Origin of the sequence: Methylocapsa acidiphila B2 (genome assembly GCF_000427445.1) — a bacterium.
GTDB lineage: Bacteria > Pseudomonadota > Alphaproteobacteria > Rhizobiales > Beijerinckiaceae > Methylocapsa > Methylocapsa acidiphila.
Map to the genome: position 1 here is coordinate 701,837 of NZ_KE386496.1, position 15,367 is coordinate 717,203.

Consider the following 15,367-nt stretch of genomic DNA (forward strand, 5'->3'; position numbering starts at 1 on the left):
TCGTTTCAAAGGTCAGGCGTGGAAGGAAAAAATCCGCGCCACGGCGGCGGCGCGGCGTGCGGCCTCGACGCCGATCTTTCCATAAGCGGCCTGAACCGCCGCCAGCGCCCGGGTGAGCCGCGGCCCCCCTTGAAGCAGATCGACGCTGATTTCTCCCCTCGGCCCGGAGAGCGCGTCGGTCATGGCCGCGATTTCGCCCTGAGTTCCTCCCGCATCGAGCGCCAGCATCAGGGCGAGAGCGCCTTTATGGTCTCGGCCTTCCTCGGCCCGCGTGCGCGCGAGCCTATAGAGATTGACGAAACGCTTCACGGCGCGCGCCGAGCCGCCGGCCAACGGCGCCAGCTCGGCCAGTAGCTCGGCTTCTGCTTCTGACATTGGCACATCGAGCGCGGATTGCGTTGCGTCGCGCGGCGGTTCCTGTGTCGGAGCTGCGCCTTGGCCGAGAATGTTGCGGACCAGCGCGCCATAATCGGAGCGGGCGGCGGTTTCGCCGACCTGGAACGGCGCCTGAATCCATCGATCGAGGCCGCAATCCGCATCCGATCCGGCGATGCGGAACCGCGCTGGATTGGCGGCAATCAGCGCGACGAAGCCGGGGCCGAGCGCTGCGCGGGCTTGAGCCAGGATTTCGCAGGCGCGCGCGGTCGGCGCGGCGTCGAGATTGTCCAGGGCGAGGACTATGCGCTGCGGGGCGTCTATGGCGGCGGCGCTCTTGTCATCCTCTGCGAGCCGACCGCGTTTTTGGATCATCGCGCCGACCGCTGCGATGAAACGTTGGGCCTGTTGCTTGACGAGGTCGAGCGCGAAGGGCGGCGGTTCCGTTGCTGCCGAATGATCGGGCTGGAGGCCGCCCGCGCGCCGTTCCGCCTCGGCGGCGCGGCGGGTGAGCGTTTCGACTTCGGCGGTCAGAGCTTCGACCCGCCGGGTCTGATGCCCGAAATGACCATCCGACTCCCGGCGCCGGGCGAAGAGCTCTTCCTGCAAGAGGCGCTCGCCCCGGAAGGTCAATTGGATGAGCCGCAAGGCTCGCCAGAGGTTGACGCCGAGCGCGAGGGCGGCGGCGAGGAAGGCCGCCGTACGGAGCGTCGGAATCCAATCCAGGTGATTTTCGAGCCATGAGGCGGCGGTGGCGAACTGGTCGTTCGTGCGGAGCCAGCCGAGCCAGGCCGCTTGCTGGGCATAGGCCTCGCCGAGGCCTATGCCGATGAGTGCGAGAAAGATCGCAAGCGTGATGAGCCTCGCTTGCCCTTTGAGCGACCAGAAGGAGCGCAAGGCGAAGCCTGTCCGCCCGCCGCCGTCGCGGTCCGCGATCGCGCGGATCATGTCCTTGTAATCGCGGACCGGATCGCCGGTGACGCCGAACGCCGCCAGAGCCGTCTTGATCCGCGTGCGGTTCGCACGCGCAAAGGCGTCGACTTGAGAGCCCGAGCTTTCATAAAGCAAGGTCTCCGTCAGCTTGGCCCGCCGGCCTTCGGCCTCGCCGAGAGCGCCTTTTTCCGCCTCGAGCTTGCGCCTTGCCGCGTCGAGCCGCTCGAAGGCGTCGCGGGCGGCGGAGCGAGGGTCGCTCGCCGCATGGACGGCTTCGGCTGCAAAGGCGGGCGCGACCGCGGCGAGGCGCGCATGGAGCGCCCCTGCAAGCGCGATCGTTGGAGACCCTTCAATGTCCGCCGCGTCGATCTTCACGGTGACGACCTTGCTCAAGAAGGGCGTCTCGCCAGCGCGGCGCGCCGCGGCGCTCAACGCCTCAATCGACGCAAGGAGCCGTGTCAGGGCCAGGCTCTTGCCTGTGCCGGAGCGGCCGAGAAGGCCGATCGTCAAAGGCGTCTCTGCGCCGGCGTGAAGCGCGAGCTCGGCCAGAAGGTCGAGCTCGGCGTCGGGTCCGGCCCCGCCCGCTGGGTCTTTGGCGTCGGACGTAAAGACAGGCGCTGGCGAGGCGGAAGGGGGGTGGCTCGACGGAGCAGCGGCGGGCGGGGCAGGCGCCGCGGGAGCGACGGGCTTGTTCTCGGAAAAGCTGGGAACGATGGCCCCAAAATCGCGCAATCCGCTTTTTTGCAAGGTGCAGGTCCTTCTGGTCGGCGTCGCGCCGCGACGCGAGATCACAACGATTTTGCGATGAATCGGCCTAAAATATCGTGGCGATCAATCCGTGATAATCTAATTTGGAGCGCTGGTTTGCGTCGTTTCTCGCTCTGTCGCTGAAATTCTTTCCAAGCTTCCGAAACGAGCAGCTAGGCGGCCAATTGTGACGTCGGCAAGACCAAGATCGTCCCGACCTTAATTAATGAGACGCTTCGGTTTGTCTGGACCGCGCGGCGCGGCGCGGCTACATAGACGTCCAACCTCATTCTCCTTCTCAGACGGCGAGACGCGAGCTTTATGGCGCGGCAATTCATTTATCATATGCAGGGTCTCACAAAGACCTTTTCGACGGGCAAGAAGATCCTCGAGAACGTCAATCTATCCTTCTATCCCGACGCCAAGATCGGGGTGCTCGGCGTCAATGGCGCCGGCAAATCGACGCTTTTGAAAATCATGGCGGGCATCGACAAGGAGTACACCGGCGAGGGCTTCGTCGCCGAGGGCGCGCGCGTCGGCTATCTGCCGCAGGAGCCGCAGCTTGATCCGGGGCTCGACGTGCGCGGCAATGTCATGCAGGGCGTCGCCGCCAAAACGGCGATCCTCGAGCGCTACAACGAACTCGCCATGAATTACTCGGACGAGACGGCGGACGAGATGACCGCGCTGCAGGACGAGATCGAAGCCAAGGGCCTGTGGGATCTCGACGCGCAGGTCGAACTCGCCATGGATGCGCTCGGCTGCCCGCCCGACGATTGGGCGGTCGACAAGCTTTCCGGCGGCGAACGCCGTCGCGTCGCGCTCTGCCGCCTGCTGCTGGAGCAGCCCGATCTTCTGCTGCTCGACGAACCGACCAACCATCTCGACGCCGAGACGGTGAATTGGCTCGAAGGACATTTGCGCACCTATCCGGGCGCGATCCTGATCGTCACCCATGACCGCTATTTTCTCGACAATGTGACCGGTTGGATTCTTGAGCTCGACCGCGGCCGCGGTATTCCCTATGAGGGCAATTATTCCGCCTGGCTTAAAGCCAAGCAGAAGCGGCTGCAGCAGGAGAAGAGCGAGGACGCCGCGCGCGTGCGCGCCATTGAGGCGGAAGCCGGCTGGATTTCGTCGAGCCCCAAGGCTCGGCAGGCGAAATCCAAGGCCCGCATCCAGCGCTATGAGGATCTTGTCGCCAAGCAAAACGACAAAGCTCCGATTGCCGCGCAGATCGTCATTCCGGTGGCCGAGCGCCTCGGCAATACGGTCGTCGATTTCGAGCATCTCTCGAAAGGCTTCGGCGACAAGCTGTTGATCGACGATTTGACCTTCAAGCTGCCGCCCGGCGGCATCGTCGGCGTCATCGGCCCGAACGGTGCCGGCAAGACGACGCTGTTTCGCATGATCACTGGCCAGGAGAAGCCGGACAAGGGCTCGATCACGGTCGGCGAGTCGGTGAAGCTCGGCTATGTCGATCAGTCGCGCGACGCGCTCGATCCAAAGAAGAATGTCTGGGAAGAAATTTCCGAAGGCAATGAGGTGATTTACCTGGGAAAGCGTGAGATCAACTCCCGCGCGTATACCGGCGCCTTCAACTTCAAGGGGCCGGACCAGCAGAAGAAGGTCGGCAATTTGTCAGGCGGCGAGCGCAACCGCGTGCATCTCGCCAAAATGTTGAAGTCGGGCGCCAATCTGCTGCTGCTCGACGAGCCGACCAATGATCTCGACATCGAGACCTTGCGCGCGCTGGAAGAGGCCTTGACCGATTTCGCCGGATGCGCGGTGATCATCTCGCATGACCGCTTCTTTCTGGACCGCATCGCGACGCATATTCTCGCCTATGAGGGCGACAGCCATGTCGAATGGTTCGAGGGAAATTTCGCCGATTACGAAGAAGACAAGAAACGCCGCCTCGGCCAGGAAAGTCTCATCCCGCACCGGATGAAATATAAGAAATTCTCGCGGTAGAGCATGTACCGATTGAAAGGCGCTCGAGGCGGCCTTGCGGGTAGGCGCGAGGCCGCAAGGCTTTAGGCCGTCGGCCTTAGGATGATCCGGCGGACATAGAGCGCCGCGCAGAGATTGAGGACGCCGAGCGCGGCGAGGAGTATAGGCTCCGAGAGGCCGACGCCGCGGCTCTGCAAGCCGGCGGTGAGAAGAACGCCGGCGACGATGAAGGCGGAGTTCAGAATGTTGACGGCCCCGACGATGCGGGCGCGCATCTCCATGGCCGCGTCCGCCTGAATCGCCGAGAACAAGGGCACCACGAAGAGACCGCCGGCGACGGCGAGGCCAGTGACGTCGAAGGCGATGCGCAGGCCCGGGACCGAGCTCAAGAAGGCCCGGACGTCGATCTCGGTCGTCGCGACCGGCAGGCTCCAGGTGGCCAGGCCGAGATCGATCAGGAAGCCGGCCATGCCGAGGGCCGCGAGCGGAACCGGCGCGAGGACGATGCGGCCGCGCGCAATGAAAGCGGCTGCGATCGAGCCGATCGCGATCCCCAGCGCGAAAAACGCGCTGACCGCCGTCTCGACGCCTATGCCGCCGCCGGTCTTGTCGCGGATGACGACAGGCACGAGGGAAAGCGTCACCGCGCCGGTCATCCAGAACCAGGACACGGCCATGCTATGGCCCCACATCGCGCGGTCGCGCCTGAGCTCGCGCAAGAGGTCGCGGGTCGAGGCGAGCACATTCGGATTGATGCGAAGGTTCGGCGAGGCGCGTCCGGTCACGGGGATGAAAAGGCTCGCGGCCCAGCAGGCGAGGGCGATGGCCATCAGCTGCCCCATGGTTCCTTCGGGCGCGCGGCCGGCAGCCGAAAGCCCGCCCGCGATCAATCCGAGAAAGATGGCGATGAAAGTCGCCGCCTCGACGAGCGCATTCCCGGCGACGAGCTCATGCCGCGCCAGGAGGTCGGGGAGGATGCCATATTTGACCGGCCCGAAAAGGGCCGAGATCACCCCGAGCCCGAAGAGAGCCGCATAGAGCAGCGGGAGCGAGGACTGCCAAAGTCCGGCGGCGGCGACGGCCTGGACCAGGATCTCGGCGAATTTCAAGCGCTTCGCGACCTGCGCCTTGTCTTGCGCATCGGCCATTTCCCCGCCGAGGCCGGAAAGGCAGAGCGAGGGCAGCACGAAAATGCCGACGGCCAGCGTGATCAAGGGCCCGGCATCCGCCTCGCCGATCCTGAACAGGATCAGCATGGCGAGCATATTGCGCACGAAATTATCGTTGAAGACGGAAAAGAACTGGCACCAGAACAGAGGCGCGAAGCGCTTGGCGCGCATTAGGCCGACAAGCATGGGCAAGGCGGCCGCGTGAGAGGCGGGATCTTCGCGCAAGCTCATGCGAGCAAGGGCTCCGCGTGGCCGACGATGCGGATAATCGAGGCGAATTCGTCGCGCATCTTGCGCTCCAGCACGTCGACGCATTCGTGAACGGCGTCGACGCTGAGCTCGGGATCGACCCGGCAGTGATAATTCACGACCAGTCCCGCCGGCGTCTCCCTGACCCTCACGCTGTGAACGTCCTCGATGGCGCCTGTCTGCGGGGCGATCCGAGCCAAAGCGGATGCGATCTCCGCGTGGGCGGCGGCGGAAGCGTCGCGCCCGGGCAGCTGGCGCGGCTCCTGCGGCTCGACATGGGTCTCGACCTCGACGTCATAGCCGAGCTCATGACGGATCTGGCGCTCGAGGCCGGAGACGATCTCATGCGCATTGCCATGCGTCATGCGGCCGTCGATCTCGACGTCGAAGCTGATCGAGGTCTTTCCATCGATCTCCTGCAGAGTGACATGGTGGATCTGCACATGACGCTTGGCCGCGATCAGAAAAACGCGCTCGAGGATGGTTTCATCGTCGAGCGCAATCGGATGCGTCGTCACGGTCAACGCGACTTCGGGACGCCGCGCGGCGATGGCCGCCGCGACATTCGCCTTAATCGCAGCGGCCTTTTCCAGCGGAAGGGTCCGCGCTACCGAGATGGAAAGATCGCCGATCACCTCGCCGCCCGCGGGACGAAGACGCGCCGTCTCTATGTCGATGACGCCCGGCACGGCGCGAGCGATGGAAGTGATCTCCTCGGCGAGGCCTTTCGGCGCGGCGTCGGTCAAGGCGTCGACCGTGCGTCGGCCAATTCGATAACCCGCGATCGCCACAAAAACGGCGACTCCCAGGGCCGCGATGGCGTCGCCTTGCGGATAGCCGTAATGGGCGGCGACAAGTCCGCCGAGCGCCAAAGCCGAGCTGACGATATCGCTGGAAAAATGCAAGGCGTCGGCGGCGAGCGCCTCGCTTCGGGTCGTGAGCGCGACTCTCCGCAGCGACCGCCAGCGCGCGATGTCGATGACGATGGAGATGATCAGGACGCCGAAGGCGAGCCAGTTCGCCTCGATCTCGACGTCCTCGCTGAACAGCCGCCGGAAGGCTTCGACAAGGATGTAGACGGACAGCCCGAACAGGAAGCCGGTTTCGATCAGCGCGGCGAGAGCCTCGACCTTGCCATGGCCGTAATGATGATCCTCATCGGCCGGCTTATTCGCGATCCTGATCGCGAAATAGGTGAGGATTGTCGCAGCGACGTCAGCGAGATTGTGGCCGGCCTCCGAGAGGATCGCCAATGAGCCGGAGGCGATCCCCGCGGCGAATTTCCCGATCGTCAAAATGGCGCTGGCCGCGATCGACGCGAGCGCGGCTCGTTCCTTGAGCTCGCTCGCTTCGCTCATCGCCTGCTCCCGCCGTTTCGCTGAAGGCGCCGCCCGACGGCGGTCCGACGGCCAGGATGTAGCAGAGGCCGCCACACGGCGCCAAGGCCCGGATCCATGCTATATAATGATAGTGTCGAAAGGCGCCGGACGCGGGTCAAGCGTCAGGACTGTCTGAACTGGAACATGACGTTAAGGCGCGGCTAGCTTCAAAGGACGTGAGCATGGAATATTTGCATACGATGGTCCGCGTCACGGATCTGGCCCAATCGCTCGATTTCTACGCTGGGAAGCTCGGCCTTGTCGAAGTCAGGCGGATCGAAAATGAAAGCGGCCGCTACACGCTCGTCTATCTTGCCGCGCCCGCGGACGTCGATCGCGCCATGAAGTATAAAACGCCGCTTCTGGAGCTGACCTACAATTGGGACGGCGAGGCCTATGGCGGCGGGCGAAATTTCGGCCATCTCGCTTTTGCGGTCGAGAATATTTACGCGATTTGCGACAGGCTCGCGAAGGCGGGCGTGACGATCAATCGTCCGCCGCGCGACGGGTCCATGGCGTTCATCCGTTCGCCGGACAACATCTCGATCGAGCTTTTGCAGAAGGGCCAGGCCTTGCCCAAGCAGGAGCCCTGGGCCTCGATGCCGAACATCGGCGTTTGGTGAAGCGGCGGGCGCGTGCTGGTTGATTGGCCCCCCAATTGATTTGACGTGAGGAGATGAGGCGATGTCCGCGTCCGCGACCCAGTTCGCCGATGGCTTTCCCCGTCGCGCTTTCACGGCGGAGGAAGTCCTGCGCATGCAGGAGGCCGGCGTTCTCGATGAGGACGAGCGCTTCGAATTGATCGAGGGGGAGATCGTCCTCATGCAGGCGAAGAACTATCCGCACGAAAGGATCAAACTCGCATTGATCCGCGCCTTGTCTCGCGCTCTTCCCGATGCGCTCCAGCTTGGCGTCGAGACGAGCCTTTATCTATCCAAAGCGACGATCCTTGAGCCCGATCTCTCGATCTTTCCTATGATGGACACCACCAAGGCGCGCGGTCCGGATGTGTTGCTCGTGATCGAAGTGGCCGATACGACGCTCGTGAAGGACATGCGCTTAAAGGCCGCGATCTACGCCAAATATGGCGTCCGCGAACTATGGGTGATCGACGCCGTCAGGCTCGAGACCCATGTCCATCGCGATCCTGTCGACGGGACTTGGGCGGACACCGGGATCCTTCGCGCCGAGGACTTGCTGAGCCATTCGAGCGCGCCGGGGTTCGCCATGAGGCTCAGCGAATTATGATTCCCTTTGCGTATAGCCGAGCTTTTCATTCAATAGCTCGATGATCCGCGCGGCGGCGTCGGGGATCGCCGCGCCGGGCGGAAAAATCGCCGCGGCGCCGGCTTGCTCCAAAGCGGCGAAGTCTTGCGGCGGAATGACCCCTCCGACAACGATTATAATGTCGGCACCTCCCTCGCGCGCAAGGGCCTCGCGCAATTGCGGGATCAGCGTCAGATGTCCGGCGGCGAGGGAGGAGACACCCACCACATGGACATTGCTAGCAACTGCTTGGCGCGCTACTTCCTCGGGCGTTGCAAAGAGCGGCCCCATCTCGACCGCGAAGCCGAGATCGCCGAGCGCGGAGGCCACGACCTGCTGGCCCCGATCATGGCCGTCCTGCCCGATTTTGGCGACGTGAATGCGCGGGAGGCGCCCTTCATTTTCGGTGAAGGCCGCGACCAGCCCTTTGGCGCGATCGATCATAGGCGCATCGGGCCCGGCCTCCTGCGCATAGACGCCTCGAAGCAGGCCGGTCTTGGCTCGATGTCGGCCGAAGACCTTTTCGAGGGCGAGGGACATTTCTCCGACCGTCGCGCCGACCCGTGCGGCCTCGATGGAAAGCGCCAAGAGATTGGCCGCGCCTTTCGCGCCCTCGGTCAAGGCGGCGAGCTTTTCCGTCACGCTCTCGGCGTTTCGCGTCGCCTTCAGCCGCTCGAGTTTCGCGATCTGCGCGGCGCGCACAGCCGCCGGGTCGATTTTTAGGATGTCGATTGGGACTTCATCGTCGAGTTTGAAGGCGTTGACGCCGATGATGGTTTGAGCGCCGCTATCGATCCGCGCTTGCGTTCGAGCGGCGGCCTCCTCGATGCGTCGCTTCGGGACTCCGGCCTCGATCGCCTTAGCCATGCCGCCTTGCGCGTCGATTTCCGCGATATGCTCCAGCGCGCGCTTGGCGAGATCGGCGGTCAGGCGCTCGATATAATAGGAGCCGCCCCAAGGGTCGATGACGCGCGTCGTTCCGCTCTCCTCTTGTAGGAAGAGCTGGGTGTTGCGGGCGATCCGGGCGGAGACGTCGGTCGGCAGCGCGAGAGCTTCGTCGAAGGCGTTCGTGTGCAAGGATTGCGCATGGCCTTGCGTGGCGGCCATGGCCTCGATTTCTGTCCGGACAATATTATTGTAAGGGTCTTGCGCCGTCAGGGACCAACCGGACGTTTGCGCATGCGTGCGCAAGACAAGGGATTTTTCCGAGCGCGGATTGAACGCGCGGACCAGCTTCGCCCATAGCAGGCGGGCGGCGCGCAGCTTGGCGACCTCCATGAAGAAATTCATCGAGGAGGCGAAGAAAAACGAAAGGCGCGGCGCGAATTGATCGACATCGAGTCCCGCGGCGAGCCCGGCGCGGAGATATTCGACGCCGTCGGCCAGCGTATAGGCGAGTTCGAGATCGGCCGAGGCGCCGGCCTCCTGCATATGATAGCCGGAGACCGAGATCGAATTGAACTTCGGCATATTCTTGGCGCAAAAGGCGAAAATATCGGCGGCGATGCGCAGGGACGGCGCGGGCGGATAGATATAAGTGTTGCGGACCATGTATTCTTTGAAAATATCGTTCTGTATCGTGCCGGAAAGCTCGGCCAATCGCGCGCCTTGCTCTTCGGCGGCGACAATATAGAGCGCGAGGATGGGAAGCACCGCGCCATTCATCGTCATGGAGACGGACATGGCCTCAAGCGGAATCCCGGAGAAGAGCGTCCGCATGTCCAGGATCGAATCAATCGCGACCCCCGCCATCCCGACATCGGCGGCGACGCGCGGATGATCGGAATCATAGCCGCGATGCGTCGGGAGATCGAAGGCGACCGACAGGCCCTTTTGCCCCGCCGCCAGATTGCGGCGATAGAAGGCGTTGGACGCCTCGGGCGTGGAGAAGCCGGAATATTGGCGAATGGTCCAAGGCCGCGCGACATACATAGTCGCATAGGGGCCGCGCAGAAAGGGCGGCGCGCCTGGAAAGGAATCGAGCCCGTCTAAACCGTCGAGATCGGCTGCGCGGTAGATCGGCTTGACAGCGATCCCTTCCGGCGTCGCCCAGTCCTCGCCAAATTGCGCATCCGCGCCATTCGGCTCAGGCGCAAAGACGACCTTTGCGAAATCGGGAATGCGGCTCAACGGCTGCGCCCTCTGGATGCGCCCTCGGCAAAACGATCTGCAGAGGAGCCGAAGAGTAATGCGCCGCGGCCTTGCCGGCCATGTCTTTTTCCGCGGCGTGGCGCTCGCGCAAAAGCGCGGCGCTCAGGTCATGCCGGAGTTTTGGAGCCCGGCTGCAAAGCCAGGGTCGGGAAAAAGCGACCGTCAACCTTGGCGGGCGGCGCGCCACGATCCGCCGCATTGTAGCGTCGGCGAGGACCATGTGCCAAAGCCCGAATCGCCTCTGACCTTGCCCGCGACATGCGCGACTTGATTATCCCGGCGAAAGGCGACGGAAACCACGCCGCGTGGATCAATCTGTCCCGTCGCCTGCATCATGGCGTCGCTGGGCGAGCTGATGCGGCCGCCGGCCACGGAAATTTTCCAATGATAGACCCTGTCGCAGGAGCCTTGCTCAGTCGTGATGTCGACCGCGTAGGTCCCGTCGTGATTTTCGATTGCGGCGGTTTTCTCTCCTGCAAGCGCGGCGGCGGAAATGCTCGCCGCCGTCAAAGCCGCAGCGAAGAGTCGGACAGATCTCACTGAGTTCATTCAAATTTCTCCTTTGTCCAATTGGCTGAAGCATCGTCCGACGAAGCGGGCTGCAATACGCCATCGAAATGTGGCGAAGCAAATGATGCTACAATGCTAAGCTTCCCTGGAAGCTGCAACACATCATTATGCAATTTTAACGAGCGTGGCAAATAGTGCGACGCTCAGGTTATTGATGATGCTTGAGCACATCTCAGTTTTTATCGCTCGCGCCTGCGAGGGCCCGGTCCAGAATAGCTAGAGCTTCACATCCGGGAAAGATGAAATCGTCGACATCTCCCGCGCGGCGTGCAGCTTCCTTTGCGTCGGCCCGAGCGGCGAGAAAGACGAGCCGTGCGCCGGCCTCGACGAGCCTGCGCGCCGTCGCAACGATCCTCTCGACGGATTCCGAATCGGACGCGCAAATGCAGGCGATTTTGCTTGCGCTTTCTCGAAACGCGGCTTCGACGTCCTGTGGGTTCGCGAAGCCGATGTCATTCACCGCCTGCAGGCCGCCAGCGGCAAAAAAGTCGCGGGCGAAGCGCGCCCAGGGCGCGGAGCCTTCAACGGATCCGAGTTTGGCAAGGAACACTTGCGGGAACGATCCCGAGCGTGCGCGCTGAGCCTGGGCGGAATCCCGCAAATTTTCGAAGGGCTCAGCGTCGCGCTGGGCGAGGAGCGGAGCGAAGGCGCCCGCCCTCGGCGAAACGGGTTCGATGCTTGGCCCCGGCGTTACGACGGGAGCCGGCGTTTCGGCGAGCATGGCGAAGCTGCTCGTCCCGATAATCCCCTGCGTTCGGCGCGCAAGGGCCCGGCGTCGAGCGGCGGCGGTCGCGGCGATCTCGCGCTGGAGCGCTCCGGTTTTGAGGCTTCGAAAAATGCCTCCTTCATTCTCAAGCTGTTGGAACAGCGCCCAGGCGCGGCCACACAGCTCGTCCGTCAGAGCCTCGAACGCGCCAGCGCCGGCGGCGGGATCGGTTACTTTCGCCAGATGCGCCTCATGGATAAGGAGCAATTGCGTATTGCGGGCGATGCGTCTTGCGAAATCGTCGGGCAGGCCGAGCGCAAGCGTGAAAGGAAGAAGCGCGATCGCATCCGCTCCTCCGACGCCGGCCGAAAATGCGGCCATGCCGGCGCGCAGGATATTCGTCCAGGGGTCATATTTCGTCATCATCCGAAACGAGGACTCGGCATGCAGCCGCGCCGGTTCTGGCGTGAGGCCGCAGGCGCGCTCCACCTGCGCCCAGAGCCGGCGAAGGGCCCGGAACTTGGCGACGGTCAAGAATTCATCTGCATCGGCGGCGAGGAGAAAGGCGATTTCGCCGCGCGCCTCCGCCAACGAAAGCCCCTGACCTTCGAGAAGCCGCAGATAGGCGACCGCGGCTGCAAGAGTGGCGGCAAGTTCCTGCGCCTCGCCTGCGCCCGCCTCATGATAGGGGCGTCCATCGGCGAGCATCAGCCGTCCGGCGAAGCCTGTGTCGCGGAGGCGCCGGCTCATCTCGGCGGCGTTTTGCCCGATTTCGCTCATTGGGCGCGCGGACGCCCCCGAGCGCGCCAGATCGCCGATCGGATCATGGCCGAAGTCGACGTCGAGCGCGGCCGAGGCCAAGCGCCGGCGCCGCGCCAATACCGAAAAAAGCGGCGCCAATTCGAGTGTGCGCGGGCCCGCGTCGATGCGCAACGGCGTCAAGTCAAGATCGATCCCCGCGAGCGCGCGGTCGAGATCGCTTTCATTGTTGAGGGTAAGCCCGAAGCCCCGCGCCGCCGGCGCGCCTGCGACGGCGAGGATCAGTGCGTCGGCGCCGGTTTGGAGATCGGCTTGCGCCATGGAATTGGCCGCCTCGGGCTCCGGGTTGTCGACTCGCTGGAAAATGCGCCACGCGCCCGGCTTTTGTCTGAGGGCGCGCGCGGTTGCAGCGGCGCGCGGATAAAGCGGCGCGATTTGTAGGCCTTCCGGCGTCGACGAGGCCAGCCCTTCGGGACTACGCCCTTGATGCGCGCGCGCGACCTCGGCGCGCCAGCGCGCTTCTGCGGACTGGGCGGACAGGTCGGGCGCCTTTGGCGGAGGTAAAACCATGCGCGCTCGACTCTCGGACGGCTACGCCCAACTTATCGGGGCGGGAGACGCATCTTGGCCGGTCGCGCGGAGGACGCAAGCGTCGCGAGCGGGGGCATCCCGCTCGCGCTGGCCTCGGGCGCGCAAAGCTCGCTATTTGTTGGCCTGGTTCAAATGGTCGAGAGCCGATTCAGCGGATTTGGTGGCGATCTCGGCATGGCCTTGCTTGCCATGGTCGATGGCGTCCTTCAGGTCCTTGATCGCTGCTTCCGTATGAGGGTTGGCTTTCTCCTTTTCGCCCGCCTCGGCATGGCCAAGCGCGACCTCGGCATGTTCGGCCAGAATGGCGGCGTGGCCTTGCTTGCCATGATCGATTGCGACTTGCGTGTGCTTGATCGCCTCGGCGATATGGTTCTCGGCGGCGAAAGCCGCGCCGGACGCTAAAAGCGCAGCGGAGCCGAGGGCTAAGGCGAAGGCGGCGCATCTACGTGAAATCATTGATCCTCTCCCAAAAGTTGATCAGCAAATACGCTGCATGACGCGGCTGCCGGCTTGGCCGGAGGATGTGCGCGGGAGTCGATGTTCGTTAACGCCAAACTCGTGAAAAAGGTCGACCAACCCCGTCGGCTTTTGCGCCCGAACGAGATTGCGCGCTTCCAGGAAAAATTCAGCCGCGCGTTATAGTTGACTTTATCTATCTATAAGGTCAAGAAAACAGCGTCCCTGCTTGTCCTCGGTTTCGACGATCCAAATATCCGGGTCGAACTGGACTTCCCTCGCGAGTTTCGATTCCGCTTCCGCTGGATCGATCCAGGGCTCGCGATGCAGCCTGGAAAAGACGCGGTCCTGTCCGTCTACGGGTTCATGCGCAGGCCCCGGTCCATAGACGGCCGCTGCGCCGTCGAGCCGATCGATCTTGACGAAGATCGCGCCGGCTTCCGCCGCGCCGCGCCGACGCAGCACCGCATAGGCGCCTTCATGAGCGCAGCGCCGCAGATAGGCTGCGACCCAAATATCCGCGCGCAGCCGCATGGATTCTCCTAACGGATCGAACGATGGCGCGGGAGGCGCGGGCGCAATGCCGCTTAATCCTCCGCGACGAGGCCTGACTCGAGAAGCGCCAATCGCTGTCGCAGCCTTTCGAGATCGTCATTTAGAAGCCGTTGAGCGCAGCCTGCAATCAGTCTTTCGCCGCGTTCGAGCAGTTGGCGACGAATGTTCGTCTCTTCGACGACGCTGGCGATATCGCAAAGCGCACGCATCAGCCGAAGGCTTACCGCGGCGTCGGCGACCGAATAATGCCGGATTTGCTCGAAGGCTAGATCGAGCAGGCCTGGAAAATTGGCCCAGGGGATCATCACGCGAAGCACATGAGGAGGATTGTAGAAATAGCTCCGCGGCGGTTCTCTTTCGATCCAGCGAATGAGGATGCAGCTGAGTTGATCGACGCAGCTGATCGCGGTGGTCGGATCGTTGATCGCCGGCGAGATCGCTCGCAACGCGATGTCCACGATCTGGACGATGCCGAATTCGACGTCTTGCTGCATCGTGCGCGCCGGACCGATGTCGATTGCGGCGAGGAGCTCGAGCGCGCGTTGTGGCGGCGCGCGATCGCCATGCGAAACCCGCAGCAAGGCGACGCCTTCTGGAACGAAATGGCCGACCCTTCGCTCCAGCCGCAAGCAGATTCGATAGGATTTGGCGAGCGCACGAAGTCGATCGATGTCGACAAAGCGGATATATCCCGATTGCCGACTGACGATCACTGAGTCGAGCTTCTCGGAAAATGTTCCAACGGCCGCTTCGAATTGCGCGGTCCGGCGCGGTTCGGGCATGAGGGAGTCGATGACGAGTTCTGTCTCGCGCCGAATGCGGTCGACGATATGATTGACGCTGATGGCGTTGGAAATATGGTGGATGAAATAGATCAGCCAGCCGACGCAGATTGGCGCGAGCAACATGGCCCCTGTCACCGTCGCGACTGGAGCGAAGGATGTCGGCAGCGAACGGGCGGCGGGCAGAGCCGCTATGCAATAAGAAAACGTGCCGAGAAAGATTCCGAGCGTCCATTGCGTCGCGCGATCCCGGACGAAGCTGACCAGGATTCGCGGAGAAAATTGCGTCGACGCGAGCGTTAGGGTCATTAAGAGAATCGCGAAAACGATCGAGACGACCGTCATGACCGATGTAGCTATGGCGGAGAGAATAACTTGGGCGACTTGAGGATCGCCATGCGATGGAAACAAGATCTCCGGCACGAAGGCGCTGATCTCTGGATTTTGCTCTTCCAATGAAGAAAGAATCGCGCCCGCCGCACCGAGCGCAAGCGCGATGATGAAGGGCCGAATCAGAAACCCGCCGCGGAAGGCGTAAACTGCGGAGCGAATCAGGACGGGCAGGCTTCTGGCCATCAGCGACGACGCCTCGACAAGACGCGGCCGAGCAAGGTTTTGGGCGGCCGCCGAGATAATGGATCGCATTTTGACATATTCGCGAGGCGTGCATTCACGATTATCGCGCAGGCTTCCATTGATTGACGCGATGTGGCTAATCGCGGAACA

At 63.2% G+C, this 15,367-nt stretch carries 12 protein-coding genes; 3 read left to right on the forward strand and 9 right to left on the reverse strand.

The annotated features are described in order from the left end of the window. Window positions 1-12: 12 nt before the first annotated feature. Window positions 13-2,055 carry a hypothetical protein gene (locus tag METAC_RS0104815; protein WP_156898117.1) on the reverse strand — a complete coding sequence of 681 codons (2,043 nt, stop codon included), beginning with the start codon at window positions 2,053-2,055 and terminating at the stop codon, window positions 13-15. Between the two features lie 321 nt (window positions 2,056-2,376). On the opposite strand from METAC_RS0104815, the gene ettA reads away from it, so the two are divergent. After that, the gene (gene ettA / locus METAC_RS0104820) at window positions 2,377-4,029 is read left to right on the forward strand and encodes an energy-dependent translational throttle protein EttA (protein ID WP_026606144.1); all 1,653 of its coding nucleotides are present in this window, start codon (window positions 2,377-2,379) and stop codon (window positions 4,027-4,029) included. A 62-nt stretch (window positions 4,030-4,091) separates the two neighbouring features. On the opposite strand, the gene METAC_RS0104825 is transcribed toward ettA, so the two are convergent. Together METAC_RS0104825 and METAC_RS0104830 are read right to left on the reverse strand one after the other, a co-directional pair. After that, entirely contained in the window at window positions 4,092-5,408 is a 1,317-nt protein-coding gene (locus METAC_RS0104825) for an MFS transporter (RefSeq protein ID WP_245257420.1), read from the reverse strand. Beyond that, window positions 5,405-6,784, reverse strand: coding sequence for a cation diffusion facilitator family transporter (locus METAC_RS0104830; RefSeq protein WP_026606146.1), 1,380 nt, complete (start codon window positions 6,782-6,784; stop codon window positions 5,405-5,407). Before METAC_RS0104830 ends, METAC_RS0104825 begins: the two co-directional genes overlap by 4 nt. Before the next feature lie 203 nt (window positions 6,785-6,987). On the opposite strand from METAC_RS0104830, the gene METAC_RS0104835 reads away from it, so the two are divergent. Both METAC_RS0104835 and METAC_RS22375 read left to right on the forward strand, forming a co-directional pair. Further along, window positions 6,988-7,428 (forward strand): VOC family protein, encoded by a 441-nt coding sequence (locus tag METAC_RS0104835; RefSeq protein ID WP_026606147.1) that lies wholly within the window; start codon window positions 6,988-6,990, stop codon window positions 7,426-7,428. A 61-nt stretch (window positions 7,429-7,489) separates the two neighbouring features. After that, complete coding sequence (locus METAC_RS22375) at window positions 7,490-8,053, forward strand: Uma2 family endonuclease (protein ID WP_036255298.1); 564 nt, start codon at window positions 7,490-7,492, stop codon at window positions 8,051-8,053. Here the strand turns inward: METAC_RS22375 and scpA are convergent. From scpA to METAC_RS0104880, 6 genes are all read right to left on the reverse strand, one after another. Continuing rightward, the gene (gene scpA / locus METAC_RS0104845) at window positions 8,048-10,201 is read right to left on the reverse strand and encodes a methylmalonyl-CoA mutase (protein ID WP_026606148.1); all 2,154 of its coding nucleotides are present in this window, start codon (window positions 10,199-10,201) and stop codon (window positions 8,048-8,050) included. The genes METAC_RS22375 and scpA overlap by 6 nt on opposite strands. Before the next feature lie 183 nt (window positions 10,202-10,384). After that, on the reverse strand, window positions 10,385-10,771 hold the full coding sequence (locus tag METAC_RS25095; protein WP_051335384.1) for a hypothetical protein: 387 nt from the start codon (window positions 10,769-10,771) through the stop codon (window positions 10,385-10,387). A gap of 193 nt (window positions 10,772-10,964) precedes the next feature. Further along, entirely contained in the window at window positions 10,965-12,827 is a 1,863-nt protein-coding gene (locus METAC_RS0104860) for a methylmalonyl-CoA mutase family protein (protein ID WP_051335385.1), read from the reverse strand. 132 nt (window positions 12,828-12,959) lie between these two features. Next, entirely contained in the window at window positions 12,960-13,304 is a 345-nt protein-coding gene (gene smbP, locus METAC_RS0104865) for a small metal-binding protein SmbP (RefSeq protein ID WP_036255299.1), read from the reverse strand. Window positions 13,305-13,496: 192 nt separating this feature from the next. Further along, window positions 13,497-13,838 carry a DUF1491 family protein gene (locus METAC_RS0104875; protein ID WP_026606152.1) on the reverse strand — a complete coding sequence of 114 codons (342 nt, stop codon included), beginning with the start codon at window positions 13,836-13,838 and terminating at the stop codon, window positions 13,497-13,499. 53 nt (window positions 13,839-13,891) lie between these two features. Next, window positions 13,892-15,217 carry a DUF2254 domain-containing protein gene (locus METAC_RS0104880; RefSeq protein WP_026606153.1) on the reverse strand — a complete coding sequence of 442 codons (1,326 nt, stop codon included), beginning with the start codon at window positions 15,215-15,217 and terminating at the stop codon, window positions 13,892-13,894. Between the last annotated feature and the right edge of the window lie 150 nt (window positions 15,218-15,367).

Excerpts from the sequence above, each read along its gene's own strand:
- METAC_RS0104835 (WP_026606147.1), top strand. The coding sequence starts at position 6,988 with ATGGAATATTTGCATACGATGGTCCGCGTCACGGATCTGGCCCAATCG.
- METAC_RS0104825 (WP_245257420.1), bottom strand. The coding sequence starts at position 5,408 with ATGAGCTTGCGCGAAGATCCCGCCTCTCACGCGGCCGCCTTGCCCATG.
- METAC_RS25095 (WP_051335384.1), bottom strand. The coding sequence starts at position 10,771 with ATGAACTCAGTGAGATCTGTCCGACTCTTCGCTGCGGCTTTGACGGCG.
- smbP (WP_036255299.1), bottom strand. The coding sequence starts at position 13,304 with ATGATTTCACGTAGATGCGCCGCCTTCGCCTTAGCCCTCGGCTCCGCT.
- ettA (WP_026606144.1), top strand. The coding sequence starts at position 2,377 with ATGGCGCGGCAATTCATTTATCATATGCAGGGTCTCACAAAGACCTTT.
- METAC_RS0104860 (WP_051335385.1), bottom strand. The coding sequence starts at position 12,827 with ATGGTTTTACCTCCGCCAAAGGCGCCCGACCTGTCCGCCCAGTCCGCA.
- METAC_RS0104880 (WP_026606153.1), bottom strand. The coding sequence starts at position 15,217 with ATGGCCAGAAGCCTGCCCGTCCTGATTCGCTCCGCAGTTTACGCCTTC.
- METAC_RS0104875 (WP_026606152.1), bottom strand. The coding sequence starts at position 13,838 with ATGCGGCTGCGCGCGGATATTTGGGTCGCAGCCTATCTGCGGCGCTGC.
- METAC_RS0104830 (WP_026606146.1), bottom strand. The coding sequence starts at position 6,784 with ATGAGCGAAGCGAGCGAGCTCAAGGAACGAGCCGCGCTCGCGTCGATC.
- METAC_RS22375 (WP_036255298.1), top strand. The coding sequence starts at position 7,490 with ATGTCCGCGTCCGCGACCCAGTTCGCCGATGGCTTTCCCCGTCGCGCT.